General features: G+C 61.6%; 17 protein-coding genes. 11 read left to right on the top strand and 6 right to left on the bottom strand.

The window, feature by feature from the left end:
• Window positions 1–8 precede the first annotated feature (8 nt).
• Entirely contained in the window at window positions 9–1451 is a 1443-nt protein-coding gene (locus tag BM416_RS06455; protein WP_027603780.1) for an NCS1 family nucleobase:cation symporter-1, read from the top strand.
• Here BM416_RS06455 and BM416_RS06450 read toward each other — a convergent pair.
• Window positions 1363–2571, bottom strand: coding sequence for an MFS transporter (locus tag BM416_RS06450; RefSeq protein ID WP_092486628.1), 1209 nt, complete (start codon window positions 2569–2571; stop codon window positions 1363–1365). The genes BM416_RS06455 and BM416_RS06450 overlap by 89 nt on opposite strands.
• 103 nt (window positions 2572–2674) lie before the next feature.
• On the opposite strand from BM416_RS06450, the gene BM416_RS06445 reads away from it, so the two are divergent.
• The 3 genes from BM416_RS06445 to BM416_RS06440 all read left to right on the top strand — a co-directional run bounded on the left by BM416_RS06445 (window position 2675) and on the right by BM416_RS06440 (window position 5868).
• Entirely contained in the window at window positions 2675–3568 is an 894-nt protein-coding gene (locus BM416_RS06445; protein WP_092486625.1) for a putrescine utilization regulator PtrR, read from the top strand.
• Between the two features lie 143 nt (window positions 3569–3711).
• The gene (locus BM416_RS30790) at window positions 3712–3834 is read left to right on the top strand and encodes a PA1414 family protein (protein ID WP_003193089.1); all 123 of its coding nucleotides are present in this window, start codon (window positions 3712–3714) and stop codon (window positions 3832–3834) included.
• A 426-nt stretch (window positions 3835–4260) separates the two neighbouring features.
• Window positions 4261–5868 (top strand): NAD(P)-dependent oxidoreductase, encoded by a 1608-nt coding sequence (locus tag BM416_RS06440; RefSeq protein WP_092486622.1) that lies wholly within the window; start codon window positions 4261–4263, stop codon window positions 5866–5868.
• Window positions 5869–5933: 65 nt separating this feature from the next.
• Here BM416_RS06440 and BM416_RS06435 read toward each other — a convergent pair whose 3' ends face one another.
• Genes BM416_RS06435 through speB form a run of 4 tightly spaced genes read right to left on the bottom strand, consistent with a single transcriptional unit; the run spans window position 5934 to window position 10249 of the window.
• The gene (locus BM416_RS06435; protein ID WP_092486618.1) at window positions 5934–7316 is read right to left on the bottom strand and encodes a sodium:solute symporter family protein; all 1383 of its coding nucleotides are present in this window, start codon (window positions 7314–7316) and stop codon (window positions 5934–5936) included.
• A gap of 24 nt (window positions 7317–7340) precedes the next feature.
• A complete protein-coding gene (locus tag BM416_RS06430; RefSeq protein WP_092486615.1) occupies window positions 7341–8855 on the bottom strand; it encodes a purine-cytosine permease family protein in 1515 nt (504 codons plus the stop codon).
• A 21-nt stretch (window positions 8856–8876) separates the two neighbouring features.
• A complete protein-coding gene (locus BM416_RS06425) occupies window positions 8877–9299 on the bottom strand; it encodes a YybH family protein (RefSeq protein WP_092486612.1) in 423 nt (140 codons plus the stop codon).
• Window positions 9299–10249, bottom strand: coding sequence for an agmatinase (speB, locus tag BM416_RS06420; RefSeq protein ID WP_027603787.1), 951 nt, complete (start codon window positions 10247–10249; stop codon window positions 9299–9301). Before speB ends, BM416_RS06425 begins: the two co-directional genes overlap by 1 nt.
• A 149-nt stretch (window positions 10250–10398) precedes the next feature.
• Between speB and BM416_RS06415 the strand changes: the two genes are divergently transcribed.
• From BM416_RS06415 to BM416_RS06385, 7 genes are all read left to right on the top strand, one after another.
• Window positions 10399–11292 (top strand): LysR family transcriptional regulator, encoded by an 894-nt coding sequence (locus BM416_RS06415; protein ID WP_065924693.1) that lies wholly within the window; start codon window positions 10399–10401, stop codon window positions 11290–11292.
• A gap of 5 nt (window positions 11293–11297) precedes the next feature.
• Complete coding sequence (locus tag BM416_RS06410; RefSeq protein ID WP_092486609.1) at window positions 11298–11903, top strand: tRNA-uridine aminocarboxypropyltransferase; 606 nt, start codon at window positions 11298–11300, stop codon at window positions 11901–11903.
• Between the two features lie 230 nt (window positions 11904–12133).
• Window positions 12134–13036 (top strand): cysteine synthase CysM, encoded by a 903-nt coding sequence (gene cysM, locus BM416_RS06405; protein WP_015885254.1) that lies wholly within the window; start codon window positions 12134–12136, stop codon window positions 13034–13036.
• On the top strand, window positions 13036–14388 hold the full coding sequence (rlmD, locus tag BM416_RS06400; protein ID WP_092486606.1) for a 23S rRNA (uracil(1939)-C(5))-methyltransferase RlmD: 1353 nt from the start codon (window positions 13036–13038) through the stop codon (window positions 14386–14388). Before cysM ends, rlmD begins: the two co-directional genes overlap by 1 nt.
• A 123-nt stretch (window positions 14389–14511) precedes the next feature.
• Complete coding sequence (gene relA / locus BM416_RS06395) at window positions 14512–16755, top strand: GTP diphosphokinase (protein ID WP_027603791.1); 2244 nt, start codon at window positions 14512–14514, stop codon at window positions 16753–16755.
• 66 nt (window positions 16756–16821) lie between these two features.
• Window positions 16822–17655: a nucleoside triphosphate pyrophosphohydrolase gene (mazG, locus tag BM416_RS06390; protein ID WP_092486603.1), complete on the top strand. Its 834-nt coding sequence runs from the start codon at window positions 16822–16824 to the stop codon at window positions 17653–17655.
• A 25-nt stretch (window positions 17656–17680) separates the two neighbouring features.
• The gene (locus BM416_RS06385) at window positions 17681–18226 is read left to right on the top strand and encodes a DUF2058 domain-containing protein (protein ID WP_010208656.1); all 546 of its coding nucleotides are present in this window, start codon (window positions 17681–17683) and stop codon (window positions 18224–18226) included.
• A gap of 151 nt (window positions 18227–18377) precedes the next feature.
• Here the strand turns inward: BM416_RS06385 and BM416_RS06380 are convergent, their stop codons facing one another.
• The gene (locus BM416_RS06380) at window positions 18378–18566 is read right to left on the bottom strand and encodes a hypothetical protein (protein WP_065940603.1); all 189 of its coding nucleotides are present in this window, start codon (window positions 18564–18566) and stop codon (window positions 18378–18380) included.
• Window positions 18567–18758 lie beyond the last annotated feature (192 nt).

Below are 18758 nucleotides of genomic sequence, written 5' to 3'. Positions count from 1 at the left end.
AGCCCGCGATGACCGAACAATTGCCCAAAGGCTACAGCCCCCGCCTGTACAACCAGGACCTGGGGCCGCTGCCGCAAAAGTGGACCTGGTACAACATCTTTGCCTTCTGGATGAGTGACGTGCACAGCGTGGGCGGCTATGTGTTCGCCGCCAGTCTGTTTGCCCTGGGGCTGGCCAGTTGGCAGGTGTTGATTGCCTTGCTGGCAGGCATTTGCATTGTGCAATTGATTGCCAACCTGGTGGCCAAGCCCAGCCAGCAGGCCGCCGTGCCCTATCCAGTGATCTGCCGGCTGGCGTTTGGCGTGTTCGGCGCGAACATTCCCGCAGTCATTCGCGGCCTGATTGCGGTGGCCTGGTACGGGATTCAGACCTACCTGGCGTCGAGTGCCCTGATCATTGTGGTATTGCGCTTTTTCCCACAGATGGCGGTGTTTGCAGAGCCGCATTTTGCCGGCCTGTCTTACCTGGGCTGGTTTGGTTTCCTCAGTTTATGGGTGTTGCAGGCGGCCGTGTTCTGGGCCGGCATGGAGTCCATCCGCCGCTTTATCGATTGGGCGGGGCCGGTGGTCTATGCGGTGATGTTTGCCCTGGCCGGCTGGATCGTCTGGAAGGCAGGGTGGGCAAATATCAGCTTTACCCTGGCGGAAAAATCCCTGTCGGGCTGGCAGGCGTTCGGCCAAGTGATCGTGGCGACGGCGCTGGTGGTGTCGTACTTTTCCGGGCCGACCCTGAATTTCGGTGATTTCAGCCGTTACTGCCGCAGCATGCAGGACGTGCGGCGTGGCAACTTCTGGGGCCTGCCGGTGAACTTCCTGGCGTTTTCCCTGGTGACCGTGGTGATCGTCTCGGGCACCTTGCCGGTGTTTGGCGAAATGCTCCATGACCCGATCGCTACCGTCTCGCGCATTGATAACAGCATGGCGGTGCTGCTGGGCGCTTTTGCATTTGTGACTGCCACCATCGGCATCAACATCGTCGCCAACTTCGTGTCCCCGGCGTTCGACTTCGCCAACGTCGCACCGAGCAAAATCAGCTGGCGCGCCGGCGGCATGATCGCCGCGGTGGCGTCGATTTTCATCACCCCGTGGAACCTGTTCAATAACCCGCTGATGATCCACTACACCCTGGACATTCTCGCGGCCTTTATCGGCCCGCTGTTCGGGATTTTGCTGGTGGACTTCTACCTGATCAAAAAACAGAAGATCGACGTCGACGCCCTGTTCGATGACAGCCCGAGCGGGCGCTATTACTTCGACGGCGGCGTGAACTGGACGGCAGTCAAGGCGCTGGTGCCCGCTACATTGGCGGGTGTCGCGATCACCTTCACGCCGGCGTTGCAGGGCATGGCTAACTTTGCTTGGTTCACCGGCTGCTTCCTGGGTGGGCTGTTTTTCCTGGTGTTGGCGCGGCGTGAGCAGGTTCGTGCGCCGGCACCGTTGGTCGCCGGCTGACCAACACCCCTCCCGCCACTGACAGGCCTGCACCGGCAATCACCAGCGCCGGTTGCAGGCCACCGCTCAGGTGACTGCTCACCGACGCCAGCAACGGCCCACTCAATTGGCCGATGGCAAAGCTGGCGGTCAGCAGCCCGGTGTTGCGCTGATAGCCGTGGGGCGCAACGTCCCGCAGGCGCGCCATCACCAACTGCATGCAGGCCAGGAACGGCCCGCCGCACAGCAACACCCCCAGCGCCAGGCCCCAACCGTTGCCCAGCAGGCAGGCGAATACCCCGGCCGCCTGCAGCCACAATGTGGTCATAAGCCAGCGGCGGGTGGTGTCCGGGTCCTTTGGACGCAGGCTTGCGACCACTACCCCAATCGCCGCGGCCAAACCAAAGCAGGGCCAGAACAGATCAGCCTGCCAGGCGCCCTTGAATTGCGCGCTGGCCATCTGTGACAGGAAGGTCGCCGGAATGATGTAGCCCAGGCCGAACAACACGTAGATCCAGCACAGGTGGGTAATGCTGCCGTTGCTGGCCGTGTCGGCGTGGCTTGCAACAGGCGCAGTGACGGCGGACGGCCGTGGCAGAAAGGGCAAGATTGCCAGCAGCATCACCAGCGCCACTACCGCATAGATCAGCCACAAGGTTGCAGAGCTTTGGCCCAACAGGTTGGAGCCCAGCGCCAGCAACCCGGTCAACACAATCCCCAGCCCCGGCCCGGCGAACACCAGGGCGCCGAGGCGTGCACGCCCGGCGGCAATCGCCAGCGGCTGGCTCAGGCTGGTGATCATCACCAATGCCCAGGCACTTGCAACGCCGGTACCGAAGCGCAACAGCATGTGTGGCCAGAAACCCTGGGCCCAGTACGACGCCAGGGTCAGCAGCACGCACAACCAGAGCCCGCCATACAGGCGACCCCGCACATGGTGATGGCTGCGCGCAAAAATCGAATCCACCGCGCCCACGAAGTAGCCCAGGTAATTGGCCGCTGCGATCAGTCCGGCGTCGGTCAGGTCGATCTGGCCTTCACTGAGCAAGTGGGGCATTTGCGGGGTAAGGGCGAAGCGGCCAATGCCCATGGCCATCATCAGGGCGATAAAGCTGGCGAGTAAGCGGGTGAGGGGTGACATGGTCGGGTGTCCTGCGGGTAAGCGAATACCGTCAGGCTAGAGCGGATTGACTTTCTGTAAAAATGAATAATAGTGAGTAACTTGTTCAGTTTTGGAGAAAGTCATGGAGTTCAGTCAATTGCGCATCTTCCAGGCCGTGGCGGAAGAGGGCTCCATTACCCGCGCTGCCGAGCGCCTGCATCGAGTGCCGTCGAACTTGTCGACCCGGCTCAAGCAGATGGAAGAACAGCTTGGCGTGGAATTGTTCGTGCGCGAACGCCAGCGCTTACAGCTTTCTCCGGCGGGCAAGGTGTTGCTGGACTACAGCACCCGTCTGCTGGCGCTGCATGATGAAGCCCATGGCGCCGTGCAAGGCGGGCAACCGGCCGGCAATTTTGTGCTGGGCAGCATGTACAGCACGGCAGCAGTGCATTTGCCGAAGCTGCTGGCGCGCTATCACAAGGCCTATCCGATGGTGAACCTTCAGGTGTTGTCGGCGCCCAGCGGTGAACTGCTCGAAGGGTTGATCACCGGTCGCCTGGACGCCGCATTTGTGGACGGGCCCATCACGATTGCCTCCCTCGACGGTGTGGCCCTGTGCGAAGAACGCCTGGTGCTGATATGCGAAGCCGACCACCCGCCGGTGCGCGGGCCACAGGATGTTGCCGGCCGCTCGGTGTTCACCTTTCGCCGCAGTTGCGCCTACCGCACGCGCCTGGAAACCTGGTTTTCCCACGAGCACGTCGCCATGGGGAGGGCGATTGAGATCGAGTCTTATCAAGGCATGCTCGCCTGTGTCATCGCCGGTTCAGGGGTGGCGCTGATGTCCGAATCCATGCTTGACAGCCTGCCAGGCAAGGACAGCGTGTCCGTTCATCCGCTGACGGGGCAATTTGCCACTGCGACCACCTGGCTGATGTGGCGAAAGGGTATGCTCGGCGCTAACCTCAACGCATGGATCGACCTGCAGCAAGAGGGCAGTACCGAGGTCCTGCAAGACGTACGTGCGATTGCTTGAGCGATCCGTCAGGATTTGCATCAATTCAGTAACAGTTCGTTGTGGTTTCATTCAAGCAATACGTAGGACTTAGGGCTACTATCAATGTAGGAAAAGGCGACAGAACTTGCGCCGACCAGCATTACCCTCAAAGGGGGCAAACCATGAAAGAGAAAATCCAGAACTGGCTCCACGACCTTGGCGTTGCATTGGGCTTGATCGAGCCCCCCCTGCAACCGGTGCCGATTCGTACCGATGACGAGCAGCGTCGTCCACGTCGCAGATAATCTCTGGCTGAAGCAGGATTAAAGGTGTGGGGGCGAGTAAGCCCGCTCCCACCGTTTATTTTGCGCCAGGCAAAACCAGCGGGCGTGACATCCCACGCCGCAGCGTCCATACAGCGTTTCCAACGCCAGTCCTACCTCCCGCCGCCCCAGTCACCTTGCCTCGGGCCTGCGCGATAGCCCCCTCACGCCATAACACTCACTCTCCCCTCGGTAGCTTGGGCGAGTAGTCCGAATCCATGCAGGTCAGTCAGGCCTCTGACCTTCACGTGTCGGAATCAGGCTACTCGTTCATCAGAAGTGGCTGGCTTATTCAATTCAAACCATGAGCGTAGGTTGAGTTTCTCAACGGCCCTCCAATAACGCCCCACCTTTATTGAAGGGCTCTCTGCGAGGCATCAGTCCGTCAGAATTGTTGGAGAAACAGCTATGAGGCTCTCTTCCATTCCGCCAGTCGCCGCGTCACTCATCGCCATAACCGGAAATATCCTGCATCTCGCACCCGTGTCGAGAGCCTGGAAGGCTCACGCACCCAGCAACGTGGTGTTCTTTCCCCCGACATTGACCAAACATGATCTGCTCATACAGATCGGTCTCCTGAGTCCATCGGCGATCATTGTCGGGGACCAGGCGATCGATGCAGACGTCATCGCCCAATGGCGCATATCCCACCCGTTTGGCGACCTCCATTTGATCCGCAGAGGTACGAGCCTGGATAAGGTGCGACTGGACCTTTGCGGCTCCAACGACATCCGCGTAGTCAATACGCCGGGGGTCAACGCGCCCCATGTCGCCGCCTATATGGCACGCTGGCTGACACTGGCTGATGGCTCCCTGCCGCGCGACATCTGTGTGCTGGGATACGGCAACGTGGGCAGGGAGCTGGTCAAGTTGTTGCTTGATCGAGATCCGGAGGTTCGGATCAAGGTATTGGATCGGCACGCTCAGAGGCCGGCCACTCTCGGCACAACCTGTTCCGACAGCCGAGTGTCCTTTGGCGTGGACTGGTTCGAGGTGCTGGAGGGGGCCCGTGCCGTCGCTATCTGTTTATCCCTGAATGATGAGTCCACCCATCGCATTGATCGGGCCCTTATTCAGTGCCTGCACAGACAGGCTCGCCTGGTCTGCGTCGCCAAGCCGGATGTCTTCAGCGACGACGCGTTGCGGGCCCTGGCAACGGCTGAAGCTATCCAGCTTGTATTGGACTACGGGCCTGGGACACTGGATGCATTTCGGGGGCGCGCGCAGGCACTCGGCTGCAGTGTCTCCAAGTGGCGCAAGCCGGCGACCCTGACAACCCAGGCGGCAATGACTGAAGCCTGCCACGGCGACCTTGACTATGCCGTCTCGATTCAACTGAGCCTGACCGCCTTGCGCTGCCTGGTCCGGCGCAAACTTGCCCACTCATTGATGATCCCCGCGCAACAGGCAGATGCCGGCGCGCCGCGCGTATCGATCATCGGTCGAGGCATCAACGGCCTGCTCCAAGCCGTGATGTTCCGCCTGGCCAATTATCAGGTCTCGGTCTACGGAGGACATCAGCAAATCGATGGCGCCAGTCATAAGCAGGTGAACATGCGCCACCTTTCAGCCACGGAGATGACTGCAAAGCCGCTGGACAACGCTTATCTGACGCCTGGAAACCAGTACCTGGCCGTGGAGTGCAACCGTGCAGGCATTGAGCTGTTTGAAAAGTTTCTGGCCGACAATCCATCAATTGACGCATCGGGCGACGATCTGGGCATTGCGCATTTGATGGATGAGATAGAGGCGCTTTTGCGGCGCGCTGGGGTTCGGTTCCTGTCCCAGCATCTGAGTCCGACCCGCATTGCTGAACTGAGCAGAGAACAGTTCGTCGTCACGGCCATGGAAGGAGAGGAGCCTGATGGACTGTCGATAGTTTATTGCTCCGCCTACAACCGCATTGCCGCCGGCGGGACGTATGCCGGGGGCACCACCCAGGGATTGGTGTGGGCCTCCTTGGTCGAGGAAATCATCCAGACTAAGGCGCCAGCAGTTTCCACAATGTACTCATGATAAAAAACGGGTGCGACATCCGACGTCGCACCCGCTGAAGAAACCGCTCCACTCCCCGTTATTGCTTACACCGCCCGAACCACCTCCGCCTCGGGCCGGCGTGACAACACACTCACCAGCACAAAACTCACCAGCGCTACTGCCAGGCTGTAGTAGATCGGCGTGTTCGCATCCAGGCCATCCTTGAACATGAACACCAGCGCCGTTACAAAACCCAGGCTCATGGAGGTGATTGCCCCCGACGTGGTCGCCCGCTTCCAGAAGATCGCGCCGATCAGCGGGATCAGCATGCCACCCACCAGCAGGTTGTAGGCCAGGGTCAGGGCGCTGATCACGTCATTGACCACCAGTGCGATGCCCAGCACGACGATACCGGTCAGCATCGTGAACAGGCGGTTGATTGCCAGGCTCGATTGTCTGCCGCCGCGCAGGCGTGGCAGCAGGTCTTCGGTCAACACCGTGGAGGCGGCGAGCAAGCCGGCGCTGGCCGTCGACATCATCGCCGCCAGTGCCGCCGCGATCACCAGGCCGCGGATGCCGTCCGGCAGCGAGACTTTGACGATGGCCGCGAACGCGTTGTTGACGTTGTCCAGGTCCGGAATCAGTACATGGGCCGCCATGCCGATCAGCGCACAGGCGAGGCCGTAAAGAATGCAGTAGAAACCCGCGAAAGTGCCTGCGTACTTGGCGACCTTTTCGTCACGGGCGGTGAACACCCGCTGCCAGATGTCCTGGCCGATCAGGATGCCGAAGAAGTAGATCATGAAGTAGGTGATGATCGTGTCCCAGCCGATCGCGGTGAAGCTGAAGCTCGATGCCGGCAGCTTGGCGACCAGCTCATCCCAGCCGCCGACGCGGTACAGGCAGATCGGCAGCAGGATAAACATCAGGCCGACGGTCTTGATCACGAATTGCACGATGTCGGTGAGGGTCAGCGACCACATGCCGCCGATGGTCGAGTAGACCACCACCACACCACCGCCCAGCAACACCGAAATCCAGAATGGCAGGCCGAACAGCACTTGCAGCACGGTGCCGATGGCCAGGATCGAGGTCACGCCGATCATCAGCGCGTAGGCCAGCATGATCACCGCACTCGCCTGGCGGGCCATGGGGTTGTAGCGTTTTTCCAGTACCTGGGTGACGGTGAAGATTTTCAGCTTGAGCAGCGGCTTGGCCAGGAACAGGTTCAGCGCGATGATCCCCATGCCCAGCGCCGCACACAGCCAGAAGCCGGAGATGCCATGCACATAACCCAGGCGCACGGTACCGACGGTGGATGCACCGCCCAGTACCGTGGCGGCCATGGTGCCCATGTACAGCGACGGGCCCAGGTTGCGACCGGCTACCAGGTAGTCTTCGTGGGTCCTGGCGCGGCGCATGCCGTAATAGCCGAGCACGAGCATGCCGGCGGCGTAGATGAGTACGACGAATAAATCCAAAGCCATGACGGCGGGTCTCCGATTATTGTTTTAGGTAACAGGCGAACTTGTTGTGGGAGCGGAGCTTGCTCCCGCAGGGCTGCGAAGCGGACCCTTGGGGCCATACACCGAAGCCGGCTCCGGAAACACACGCAACAACGTCAGGTACACCACCGACGCCAGCCCCAGCGTCACCGGCAGGCTGATATCGATGCCATCGGCCAGGTTGCCCAGCGGCCCGACAAACTGCCCCGGCAAGTTGACGAAGCACAGGCCCACCAGCGCACTCGGAATCCAGGCCCCCAGCCCGCGCCAGTTCCAGCCATGGCTGAACCAGTAGCGGCCGCCGGTTTCACCGCGGGTGAACACCTGCAGGTCATCCGGGCAGTAGAAGCCGCGACGCACGATCAGGCCGATGATCATCATCACCATCCATGGCGTGGTGCAGGTGATGATCAGCACCGCGAAGGTCGATACGCTCTGCACCAGGTTGGCGGCGAAACGTCCGATAAAGATGAAGGCAATCGACATCACCCCGATCAGCAGCGTCGCCTTGACCCGTGACAGCAGGCGTGGGAACACGCTGGACATGTCCAGGCCGGTTCCATATAGCGAGGTGGTGCCGGTGGACATGCCGCCAATCACCGCGATCAGGCACACCGGCAGGAAGAACCAGGTCGGTGCCACCGCCAGCAGACCGCCGACGTAGTTGTTGGCCGCGATGTAGTCCGGCGCCTTGATCGCCACGATGGTGGCGGTGGCCAGGCCGAACAGGAACGGGATCAAGGTGGCGATCTGTGCCAGGACTACCGCCAGCATGATGCGCATTTTCGGCGTCTCACGTGGGATATAGCGTGACCAGTCACCCAGGAACGCCCCGAAGGAAATCGGGTTGCTCATGGCCACCAGCGCCGCGCCGATAAAGGCCGCCCAGAAGCCGGTCTGGCCCAGGGCTACGCTGCCGGCGAAGTGGCTGTCGAAGGTCGGCGCGAACGCGAAGATGCCCAACAGAAACAGCAGGCTTGCCGCCCAGACCGCAATGCGGTTGACCCACAGCATGAAGCGGAAGCCGTAGATGCACACCGTCAGGACAAGCATGGCGAATACGCCGTAGGCCAGGCCCAGGGTCAGGTCGGTTTCCGGCAGGCCGATCAGCCGTTTCGCACCGCCGACCAGCGCATCGCCTGAACTCCACACCGACAGTGAGAAGAAGGCAATCGCCGTCAGCAATGACAGAAACGAGCCGACAATCCGCCCGTGCACGCCGAAGTGCGCACCGGAAGACACCGCGTTGTTGGTGCCATTGATCGGCCCGAACAGGCCCATGGGGGCGAGGATCAACGCACCCACCACTACGCCCAGCACAATCGCCCAGACGCCGGCCTGGAACGACAGGCCGAACAACACCGGAAAGGAACCGAGCACGGCGGTGGCAAAGGTATTGGCACCGCCGAAGATCAGGCGAAACAGGTCTTTGGGACCGGCGGTACGTTCGTTGTCGGGGATCTGTTCGACCCCGTTGGTTTCTATTGTGCGAATACTTTTATGGTTGTTTTTATTATTCATGATCAGCTCCGATCACATTGGCTAAGGGGGCGGCAGCCCTTCCGGCATAGCGGACAAATGTTCGTGACAGGCCAGCCACGGGCCTTCTTGTTGTTCTGTGCGAGATCCTTGGCGTTTGAAGACAATGGTCTCGCGTTCCTGGCTAAAGAATTGCTCCCCGTTCATGCGCAGCTCGGTGGCCACGTCATGGATAAATATCGCCACGTCACCCTGCAGGCTGACCACGGCGTTACTTGAGGTGCAGGACAGCACCTCGAATCCTTCATCCCGGCGCCAGCTGTCCCACAACGCCTGGTAGGCATCGCGACTGAGCAGCGGCTGGGGGAGGGTGTAGAACACAAAGTTGGCATCGGCCGTGAACGCGCCGAAGTAGGCGGCGCGGTCGTTGCGTGCAAACGCCGACACCAGGTCGGCGGCGGCTTTCAACACCTGCGGCACGCTCATCAACGGTGCGCCACGCCAGGCAGTACGCAAAGCATCTCGTACAGCAGGTTGGCGCCCAGCAGCGAGGTGTTGCCGGTGGTGTCGTAGGGCGGCGAAACTTCTACCAGATCGCAACCGACCAGGTCGAGGCCCTGGCAGCCACGGATGATTTCGATTGCCTGGATGGTGGTCAGGCCGCCGATTTCCGGGGTGCCGGTGCCGGGCGCCCAGGCCGGGTCGATGCCGTCGATGTCGAAGCTCAGGTACACGGGGCCGCCGCCGACTTTTTCCCGCACCTCGGCCATCAGTGGCGCAAGGGAGTGGTGCCAGCATTCTTCGGCCTGTACTACGCGAAAGCCCTGTTTGCGGCTCCAGTTGAAGTCTTCGGCGGTATAGCCCTGGGCGCGCAGGCCGATCTGCACCACGCGGTCGCAATCGAGCAGGCCTTCTTCCACGGCGCGGCGGAAGGTGGTGCCGTGGGCGATTTTCTCGCCGAACATATGGTCGTTGACGTCGGCGTGGGCATCGATGTGCACCAGCCCGACCTTGCCGTGTTTCTTGTGGATCGCCCGCAGGATCGGCAGGGTGATGGTGTGGTCGCCGCCCAACGTCATCGGGATCACGTTGTGCTCGAGAATCTCATCGTAGGCCTCTTCGATGATGCGCACGGCGTCCAGCAGGTTGAAGGTGTTGATCGCCACGTCGCCAATGTCCGCCACCGACAGCGAGTCGAACGGCGCGGCACCGGTGGCCATGTTGTAGGGGCGGATCATTACCGACTCGGCGCGGATTTCACGCGGCCCGAAGCGAGTGCCGGCGCGCAGCGAGGTGCCGATGTCCAGGGGCACGCCGATAAAGGCCGCATCCAGGCCCTTGGCCGATTGCAGGTGGGGAAGACGCATCATGGTGGCGATGCCGGCGAAGCGCGGCATTTCGTTGCCGCCCAGTGGTTGGTGGAAAATCTTGTCCACGGGATTGCCTCATCGTTGTTGTGTTTATCAGGGGCCGATTCTGCGAAAAGCGCAGGAAGGGAAGAATCGGCAGGGGCAAATACTTAGTTCAGGTTTTTCTAAACTAATGCGGGCAGGTAGACTGCCCACATCTACACCCGGAGCCGACCATGGCCAGCGCCTTGCCCGACCTGAAACTCCTGCGCATCTTCGTCAGCGTCGTGCGCCACCAGGGGTTCGCCAATGCCCAGCACGAACTCAACCTGTCCACCTCGGCCATCAGCACCTACATGAGCCAGTTGGAAAGTGCGTTGGGCCTGGTGCTGTGTCATCGCGGGCGGGGTGGGTTCAGCCTGACCAGCAAAGGCGAGCTGTTCCACCAGGAAACCTTGCGCCTGCTCGGCGAACTGGAAGGCTTCGAGCAATACGCCGCCGCGCTCAAGGGCGAGTTGCGCGGCACGCTCAAACTCGGCGTGCTCGACTCCACGGTGAGCGACAAGGCCTTGCCGTTCGCCGAGGTTATCGGCGCCTACAGCCTGGAGCACCCGGCGGTGCACCTGAATCTATCGGTGATGAGCCCCTACGAACTGCAACTCGGCGTGCAGGACAACCGCCTGGACCTGGCCATCGGTGCCTTCTCCAACCGCATGAGCGGGCTGATCTACATGCCGCTGTACCGCGAGCAGCACTGGTTGTATTGCAGCACCCGCCATCCGTTGTTCAGCGAACGGCGCATCCCCGAGCAGGTGATCACCCAGCAGCGCATGGTCGGGCGCGGCTACTGGAGCCAGGCCGAACTGGCGCGCCACGGCTTCAAACACAGCGCCGCGACGGTGGAAAGTATGGAAGCGCAGCTGATCCTGGTGCTCTCCGGTGCCTACATCGGCTACCTGCCCGAGCACTACGCCCAGGCCTGGGCCGACAAGGGCGACCTGCGCGTATTGCTGCCGGCGACCTTCGGCTACCAGGCGCCGTTCTCGATGATCATGCGCCGGGGCCGCAGCCGCGAACCGCTGATCCAGACCTTCCGCGATCTACTCAAAGCCCAGCTCAACCAGGCCTGAAAACCATGTCCCGACCCCACTGTTCCCGCTGCCTCAGGCCCGCCGCCCATTGCCTGTGCGCGCTGATTCCCAGCCTCGATAGCCGCACACGTGTGCTTCTTTTGCAGCACCCGAGCGAGGTCAACCATGCGCTCAATACCGCGCGGCTGGCGGCGTTGGGATTGAACAATGCGCAGTTGGTAGTGGGCGAGGTCTTTGATGATCTGCCGACCCTGTTGAATCCGCCCGGCTATCAGGCGCGGCTGTTGTTTCCGGCTGACGATGCACACCCGCTGCAAGCCTATGCACCCGGCGCCCAGCCGCTGTTGCTGGTAGTGCCCGACGGCACCTGGCGCAAGGCGCGCAAACTGCTGCATCTCAATCCTTTGTTGGCGGCGCTGCCTCGGGTGACGCTGGTCGAGGGCGCCGTGTCTCGCTACCGATTGCGCAAGGCGCCGGGGCCAGGGGCGTTGTCGACGGTGGAGGCGATTGTGCAGGCGTTGCAGGTGCTGGAAGCGCCGGTGTCGTTCGAGCCGTTGCTCAAGCCGTTTGATGCATTGATCGAAGGGCAGATTGCGGCGATGGGGGAGGAGGTCTTTCGGAGAAATCATGGCGATGGGCATTTGCGCTAGGCGGGATATCGAGGCGCGGCCATCTGGGGCAAGCCCCCTCCCACATTCGACCGAGTTCCAGCATGAAAATGCGGTCAGGGTGGGAGGGGGCTTGCCCCCGATGGGGCCCTCAAGCTCACCCTCTTTTCCGCTTATTCCTTTAAGCCATAAGCACCACACTTTGCGTGATATGGCCCGCCGACCTTTCCCGGTATGATGTTCGCCCCCGCAGTCTGGATTGCGAATACGCCATGACCTTGCAGTACCCTACAATCGCCGATTGCGTCGGCAACACGCCCCTGGTCCGCTTGCAACGCATGGCGGGTGAAACCAGCAATACCCTGTTGCTCAAGCTCGAGGGCAACAACCCGGCCGGCTCGGTGAAAGACCGCCCGGCGTTGTCGATGATCACCCGCGCGGAGCTGCGCGGGCAGATCAAGCCCGGCGACACCCTGATCGAAGCCACCTCGGGTAATACCGGGATCGCCCTGGCCATGGCCGCCGCGATCAAGGGCTACAAGATGGTGCTGATCATGCCTGACAACGGCAGCGCCGAGCGCAAGGCGGCGATGACCGCCTATGGCGCCGAGTTGGTGCTGGTCACCCAGGAAGAAGGCATGGAAGGCGCCCGCGACCTCGCCGAGCGCATGGCCGCCGAAGGCCGTGGCCAGGTGCTGGACCAGTTCGCCAATGGGGACAACCCCGAAGCGCACTACACCACCACCGGTCCGGAAATCTGGCGCCAGACCCAGGGCACCATCACCCATTTCGTCAGCTCCATGGGCACCACCGGCACCATCATGGGCAACTCGCGCTACCTCAAGGAGCAGAACCCGGCGATCCAGATCGTCGGCCTGCAACCGATGGAAGGCGCGGCGATCCCAGGCATTCGTCGCTGGCCCGAAGAGTATTTGCCGAAGATCTACAACGCGACCCGCGTGGACCGCATCATCGACATGGCCCAGCGTGAAGCCGAAGACACCACCCGCCGCCTGGCGCGTGAAGAAGGCATCTTCTGCGGCGTGTCGTCCGGCGGCGCCGTGGCGGGTATGTTGCGCTTGTCCAAGGAAGTGGAAAACGCGGTGATCGTCGCGATCATCTGTGACCGAGGCGACCGTTACCTGTCGACCGGCATTTTCGACGAACCCAACTGATGGCCAAGCACGAGAGAGGCCTGCGCTTCCAACCGACGGGCGGCAGCCGGGCCCCACAGATTCCCGTGGGCAAGAAGCAGCGCCTGACCATCGAGCGCCTGGCCAACGACGGCCGCGGCATCGTGTTCTTTGAAGGCCGCACCTGGTTTGTCAACGGTGCGCTGGCCGGCGAAGAGGTTGAAGCGCGGGTATTGGGCACCCACGGCAAGGTGGTCGAGGCCCGTACCGAGCGCGTGTTCAAGGCCAGCGAGCTGCGTCGCCCGGCACCGTGCGCGCACTTCGCTCGCTGTGGCGGTTGCAGCGTGCAGCACTTGCCCCATGCCGAACAACTTGCCCTGAAACAGCGCATGCTCGCCGAGCAACTGTCCCGCGTGGCCGGTGTCGAACCGCAGGAGTGGGCCGCGCCATTGAGTGGGCCGGAATTCGCTTACCGGCGCCGCGCCCGGGTGGCGGTGCGTTGGGATGCCAAGGCGAAGAAGCTTGAGGTGGGTTTCCGCGCCGTGGCCAGCCAGGACATCGTCGCCATCGATGATTGCCCGGTGCTGGTACAGGCCTTGCAACCGATCATGCAGCGCCTGCCGAACATGCTGCGCCGCCTGAGCAAACCTCAGGCCCTGGGGCATGTGGAGTTGTTCAGTGGCTCGTCCGTCGCCGTGTTGCTGCGGCATATGGCGCCGTTGTCGGAGGCGGACCTGCTGATCCTGAAAGAATTTTGCAGCTTCCATGACGCCCAGCTGTGGCTGCAGGGTGAAGGTCAGCCGGAACCGATTGAGCCTGATCAGTCACTAGGTTTCCGATTGGACCCATGGGACCTGGAGTTGGCGTACCGACCGGGGGATTTTGTCCAGGTCAACGCCGGGGTCAACGAGGCGATGGTTGCCCAGGCCCTGGACTGGCTGGCGCCACAGCCTGATGAGCGGGTGCTGGACCTGTTCTGCGGCCTGGGCAACTTTGCCCTGCCGCTGGCGAAACAGGTGCGCGAAGTGGTGGCGGTGGAAGGTGTGCAGACCATGGTGGACCGGGCTGCGCAGAACGCCATCAGCCACAATTTGCATAATGCGCAGTTTTTTCAGGCCGATTTGTCTCAGCCTTTGACTGACGCGGAATGGGCCAAACAGGGCTTTTCTGCGGTACTCTTGGACCCACCCCGCGATGGTGCCCAAGAGGTTGTGCGCAAGCTCGCCACCCTGGGGGCCAGGCGCCTGGTGTATGTGTCCTGCAACCCGGCGACGCTGGCGCGGGACACGGTTGAGCTGGTCAAGCAAGGCTACCGGCTAAAACGTGCCGGGATCCTCGACATGTTTCCGCAGACAGCGCATGTCGAGGCCATGGCGTTATTTGAAGCGGGCTAGGATGCCCGTTTAATCCGACTGGCCTGCGTTCTCCAAGGCCTATGATCTGCCACGGAGCTCGCAGTAAAAAGGTCGGCGATGATTTTGGCGCATCCAAGGTGCGTCATAGGGAAGGTAAGCAAGATGGTACAGGTGAGAGCACACCAGCCGATCAACACCGACGGCAGTATCAATCTCGAGGCATGGCTGGATCATGCCATCAGTGTCGACCCGGCACTGGACCGTGAAGCCTTGAAAGCAGCCTGCGAGTTCGCTCGTGAGTCTGAGCAACAAGACAATGCAGCCAAGAACCTGTGGGCCGAAGGCACTTCCAGCTTTCGCACCGGGTTGGAAATCGCCGAGATCCTTGCCGATCTCAAGCTGGACCAGGACTCGCTGATCGCCGCCGTGCTCTATCGCGGCGTGCGTGAAGGGCACATCCAGTTGCCGACCGTCAGCCAGCGTTTTGGCGCGGTGGTGGCCAAGCTGATCGACGGCGTGCTGCGCATGGCCGCCATCAGCGCCAGCCTCAGCCCGCGCCAGTCCATGGTGCTGGGCACCCAGGGCCAGGTGGAAAACCTACGCAAGATGCTGGTGGCGATGGTCGACGACGTGCGTGTCGCCCTGATCAAGCTGGCCGAGCGCACCTGCGCGATCCGTGCGGTGAAGACCGCCGACGACGAAAAGCGCAACCGCGTCGCCCGCGAAGTCTTCGACATCTACGCACCGCTGGCTCACCGCCTGGGTATCGGCCATATCAAGTGGGAGCTGGAGGACTTGTCCTTCCGCTACCTCGAACCTGATCAATACAAACAGATCGCCACGCTGCTGCACGAGCGGCGGCTCGACCGCGAGCGCTTTATCAGCGACGTGATGGGCCAGTTGCGCGCCGAGTTGCAGGCCACCGGGGTTGATGCCGACATCAGCGGCCGCGCCAAACACATCTACTCGATCTGGCGCAAAATGCAGCGCAAGGGCCTGGCGTTCAGCCAGATCTACGATGTGCGTGCGGTGCGCGTGCTGGTGCCGGAAATGCGTGACTGCTACACCGCGCTGGGTATCGTCCATACGCTGTGGCGGCACATTCCCAAGGAGTTCGACGACTACATCGCCAACCCCAAGGAAAACGGCTATCGCTCGCTGCACACCGCGGTGATCGGCCCCGAAGGCAAGGTGCTGGAAGTGCAGATCCGCACCCACGCCATGCACGAAGAGGCAGAACTGGGCGTGTGTGCGCACTGGCGCTACAAGGGCACCGACGTCAAGGCCGGGTCCAACCAGTACGAGGAGAAAATCTCCTGGCTGCGCCAAGTGCTGGAATGGCACGAAGAACTCGGCGACATCGGCGGCCTGGCTGAACAGTTGCGCGTGGATATCGAGCCGGACCGGGTCTACATCTTCACCCCCGACGGCCATGCCATCGACTTGCCCAAGGGCGCGACGCCGCTGGACTTCGCCTACCGCGTGCACACCGAGATCGGCCATAACTGCCGGGGCGCCAAGATCAACGGGCGCATCGTGCCGCTCAACTACAGCCTGCAAACCGGCGAGCAGGTCGAGATCATCACCAGCAAGCACGGCACGCCGAGCCGCGACTGGCTGAACCCGAACCTGGGCTACATCACCACGTCGCGGGCGCGGGCGAAGATCGTCCATTGGTTCAAGCTGCAGGCCCGCGACCAGAACGTCGCCGCCGGCAAGACCCTGCTCGAACGCGAGCTGGGCCGCCTGGGCCTGCCCCAGGTGGACTTCGACAAGCTGGCCGAAAAGGCCAACATGAAGATTGCCGAAGACATGTTCGCCGCCCTCGGTGCCGGCGACCTGCGCCTGGCGCAGCTGGTCAACCTGGCCCAGCAACTGGTCGAGCCGGAGCGCGGCAACGAACAACTGGAGCTGATCCCACGCAAGGCCACCGGCTACAAGCCCGGCAAGCGCGGCGATATCCAGATCCAGGGCGTCGGCAACCTGCTGACGCAAATCGCCGGCTGCTGCCAGCCGTTGCCGGGGGATGCCATCGTCGGCTACATCACCCAAGGCCGTGGCGTAAGCATTCACCGCCAGGACTGCGCCTCGGTGCTGCAACTGGGCGGGCGTGAGCCGGAGCGGATTATCCAGGTCAGCTGGGGCCCGGTGCCGGTGCTCACCTACCCGGTGGACATCATCATCCGTGCCTACGACCGTTCCGGCCTGCTGCGTGACGTCTCGCAAGTGCTGCTCAATGAGCGCATCAACGTGCTGGCGGTCAATACCCGCTCGAATAAAGAGGACAACACTGCGTTGATGTCCCTGACCATCGAGATTCCGGGGCTGGACGCACTGGGACGATTGCTGGGACGGATTTCCCAGCTGCCGAACATCATTGAGACGCGGCGCAACCGTACCCCATGATTCGCGGAATGAATGCAGGCTAAATGTGGGAGGGGGCTTGCTCCCACACTGATCGGACACAGAAAGATGTATTCACTTGAAGACCTGCTGCACCTGATGAACCGCCTGCGGGACCCGCAATACGGGTGCCCGTGGGACATCAAGCAAACCTACGCGACCATTGTCCCGCACACCCTGGAAGAGGCCTACGAAGTGGCCGACGCCATCGAGCGCGGCGACTTTGATCATCTGCAAGGTGAGTTGGGCGACCTGTTGTTCCAGGTGGTGTATTACAGCCAACTGGCAAGGGAAGAGGGGCGTTTCGAATTTGCCGGGGTGATCGACAGCATCACCCGCAAACTGATTCGCCGCCATCCCCATGTGTTCCCGACCGGCGATCTGTATGCGCCGCTGGATATTCCTCAACTGAGCGAAGAGCAGGTCAAGGAACGTTGGGAGCAGATCAAGGCCGAGGAGCGTGCGGAAAAATCCGACGCGCCGGAGCAGCTGTCCCTGCTTGACGATGTGCCCACCGCCTTGCCGTCCCTGTCCCGGGCCGCCAAATTGCAGAAGCGCGCCAGCCAGGTCGGCTTCGACTGGCCATCGGCGTTGCCGGTGGTGGATAACGTGCGCGAAGAGCTGGACGAAGTGCTCGAAGCCATGGCCGACAACGACCCGGAGGCCATCGCCGATGAAGTCGGTGACCTGCTGTTCGCGGCGGTCAACCTGGCCCGTCACCTCAAGGTCGACCCGGAAACCGCGCTGCGTGGCGCCAATGCCAAGTTCGAGCGACGCTTCCGTTTTATCGAACAGGCATTGCGCGACACCCACCAACCCATAGAAGATTGCACCCTCGAAGAGTTGGACGCCCTGTGGGGCGAAGCCAAACGTCAGGAAAAGAACGTGTCCAGCTGCGGTTGAGCAGTTGCCTAAGTGAGTAAGCACCATGAGCCTTTCCCTTCGCGACCAGTTGCTCAAAGCAGGTCTGGTCAACCAAAAGCAGGCCAAGCAGGTCGGCAAAGAGAAACAGAAACAGCAGCGCCTGGTCCACAAGGGCCAGATCGAGGCCGATGACACCCAGGCTCGCCTGGCCGCCGAAGCGCAGGCCGAGAAGGTCAAGCGTGACCAGGAGCTGAACCGCCAGCAGCAGGAAAAAGCCGAGGCCAAGGCCCGTACGGCCCAGGTCAAGCAACTGATCGAGACCTCGCGCCTGCCTAAGCTCACGACTGAGGACTACTACAACTTCGTGGATGACAAGAAGGTCAAGCGCCTGTCGGTCAACACGTTGATGCGCAACAAGCTGAGCAACGGCTCCCTGGCCATCGTGCATCACGGTGGCGGCTACGAGGTGATCCCCCGTGAAGCCGCGCTGAAGATCCAGGAGCGCGCACCGGAGCGTATCGTGCAGCTCAATATCCTCACCGAAAGCCAGGTGCCGGATGAGGATGATCCGTACGCGGCTTACCAGATCCCGGATGATTTGATGTGGTAAGGCTGTAGCTACGAATGGTGGTGAGCAGGCTTGCCCTGCGTTGGGCTGCGAAGCAACCCCAGAACACACAAACCCCGCTCAAAAGGCGGGGTTTGTGTTTTACAGGCATCCCAGCTGCGTGGGGCTGGGGGGCCTACAGGATTTCGAAGTTTCAGGAGCTTTGCGTCTGGCGTTTCATCTCGAGGGCTTCGAGCTCGTTTTTATAATTATGAGCGTCGCTCTCGTTGTGAAACATGCCGACCAGCAGGTCCTGTTGGTGGACATCCCAGATGTGAATCCCATGGCCCAGCGCTTCGTGGGACATATGTTCGTCGTCGCGTTCAGTTACTTTTACAGTCATCTGCTTGCTCCAATTTCTGGTGGGTATGCGGCAAGTCGTCGCAGGTCTTTTATACGGTTTGTTAGCTTGCTAAGTAAACCGCTTTAGAGGTTTATGACAGAAGTTTCATGTTGGGCTCCCGATGACGGCAGACACTTGAACCCAAAACCCCCAGACGAAAAAAAGCCCCGCATTCAGCGAGGCTCTTCTCTG

Origin of the sequence: Pseudomonas sp. NFACC42-2 (genome assembly GCF_900116055.1) — a bacterium.
Taxonomy (GTDB): Bacteria; Pseudomonadota; Gammaproteobacteria; order Pseudomonadales; family Pseudomonadaceae; genus Aquipseudomonas; species Aquipseudomonas marginalis.
This window is presented reverse-complemented; position numbering and strand designations above follow the sequence as displayed.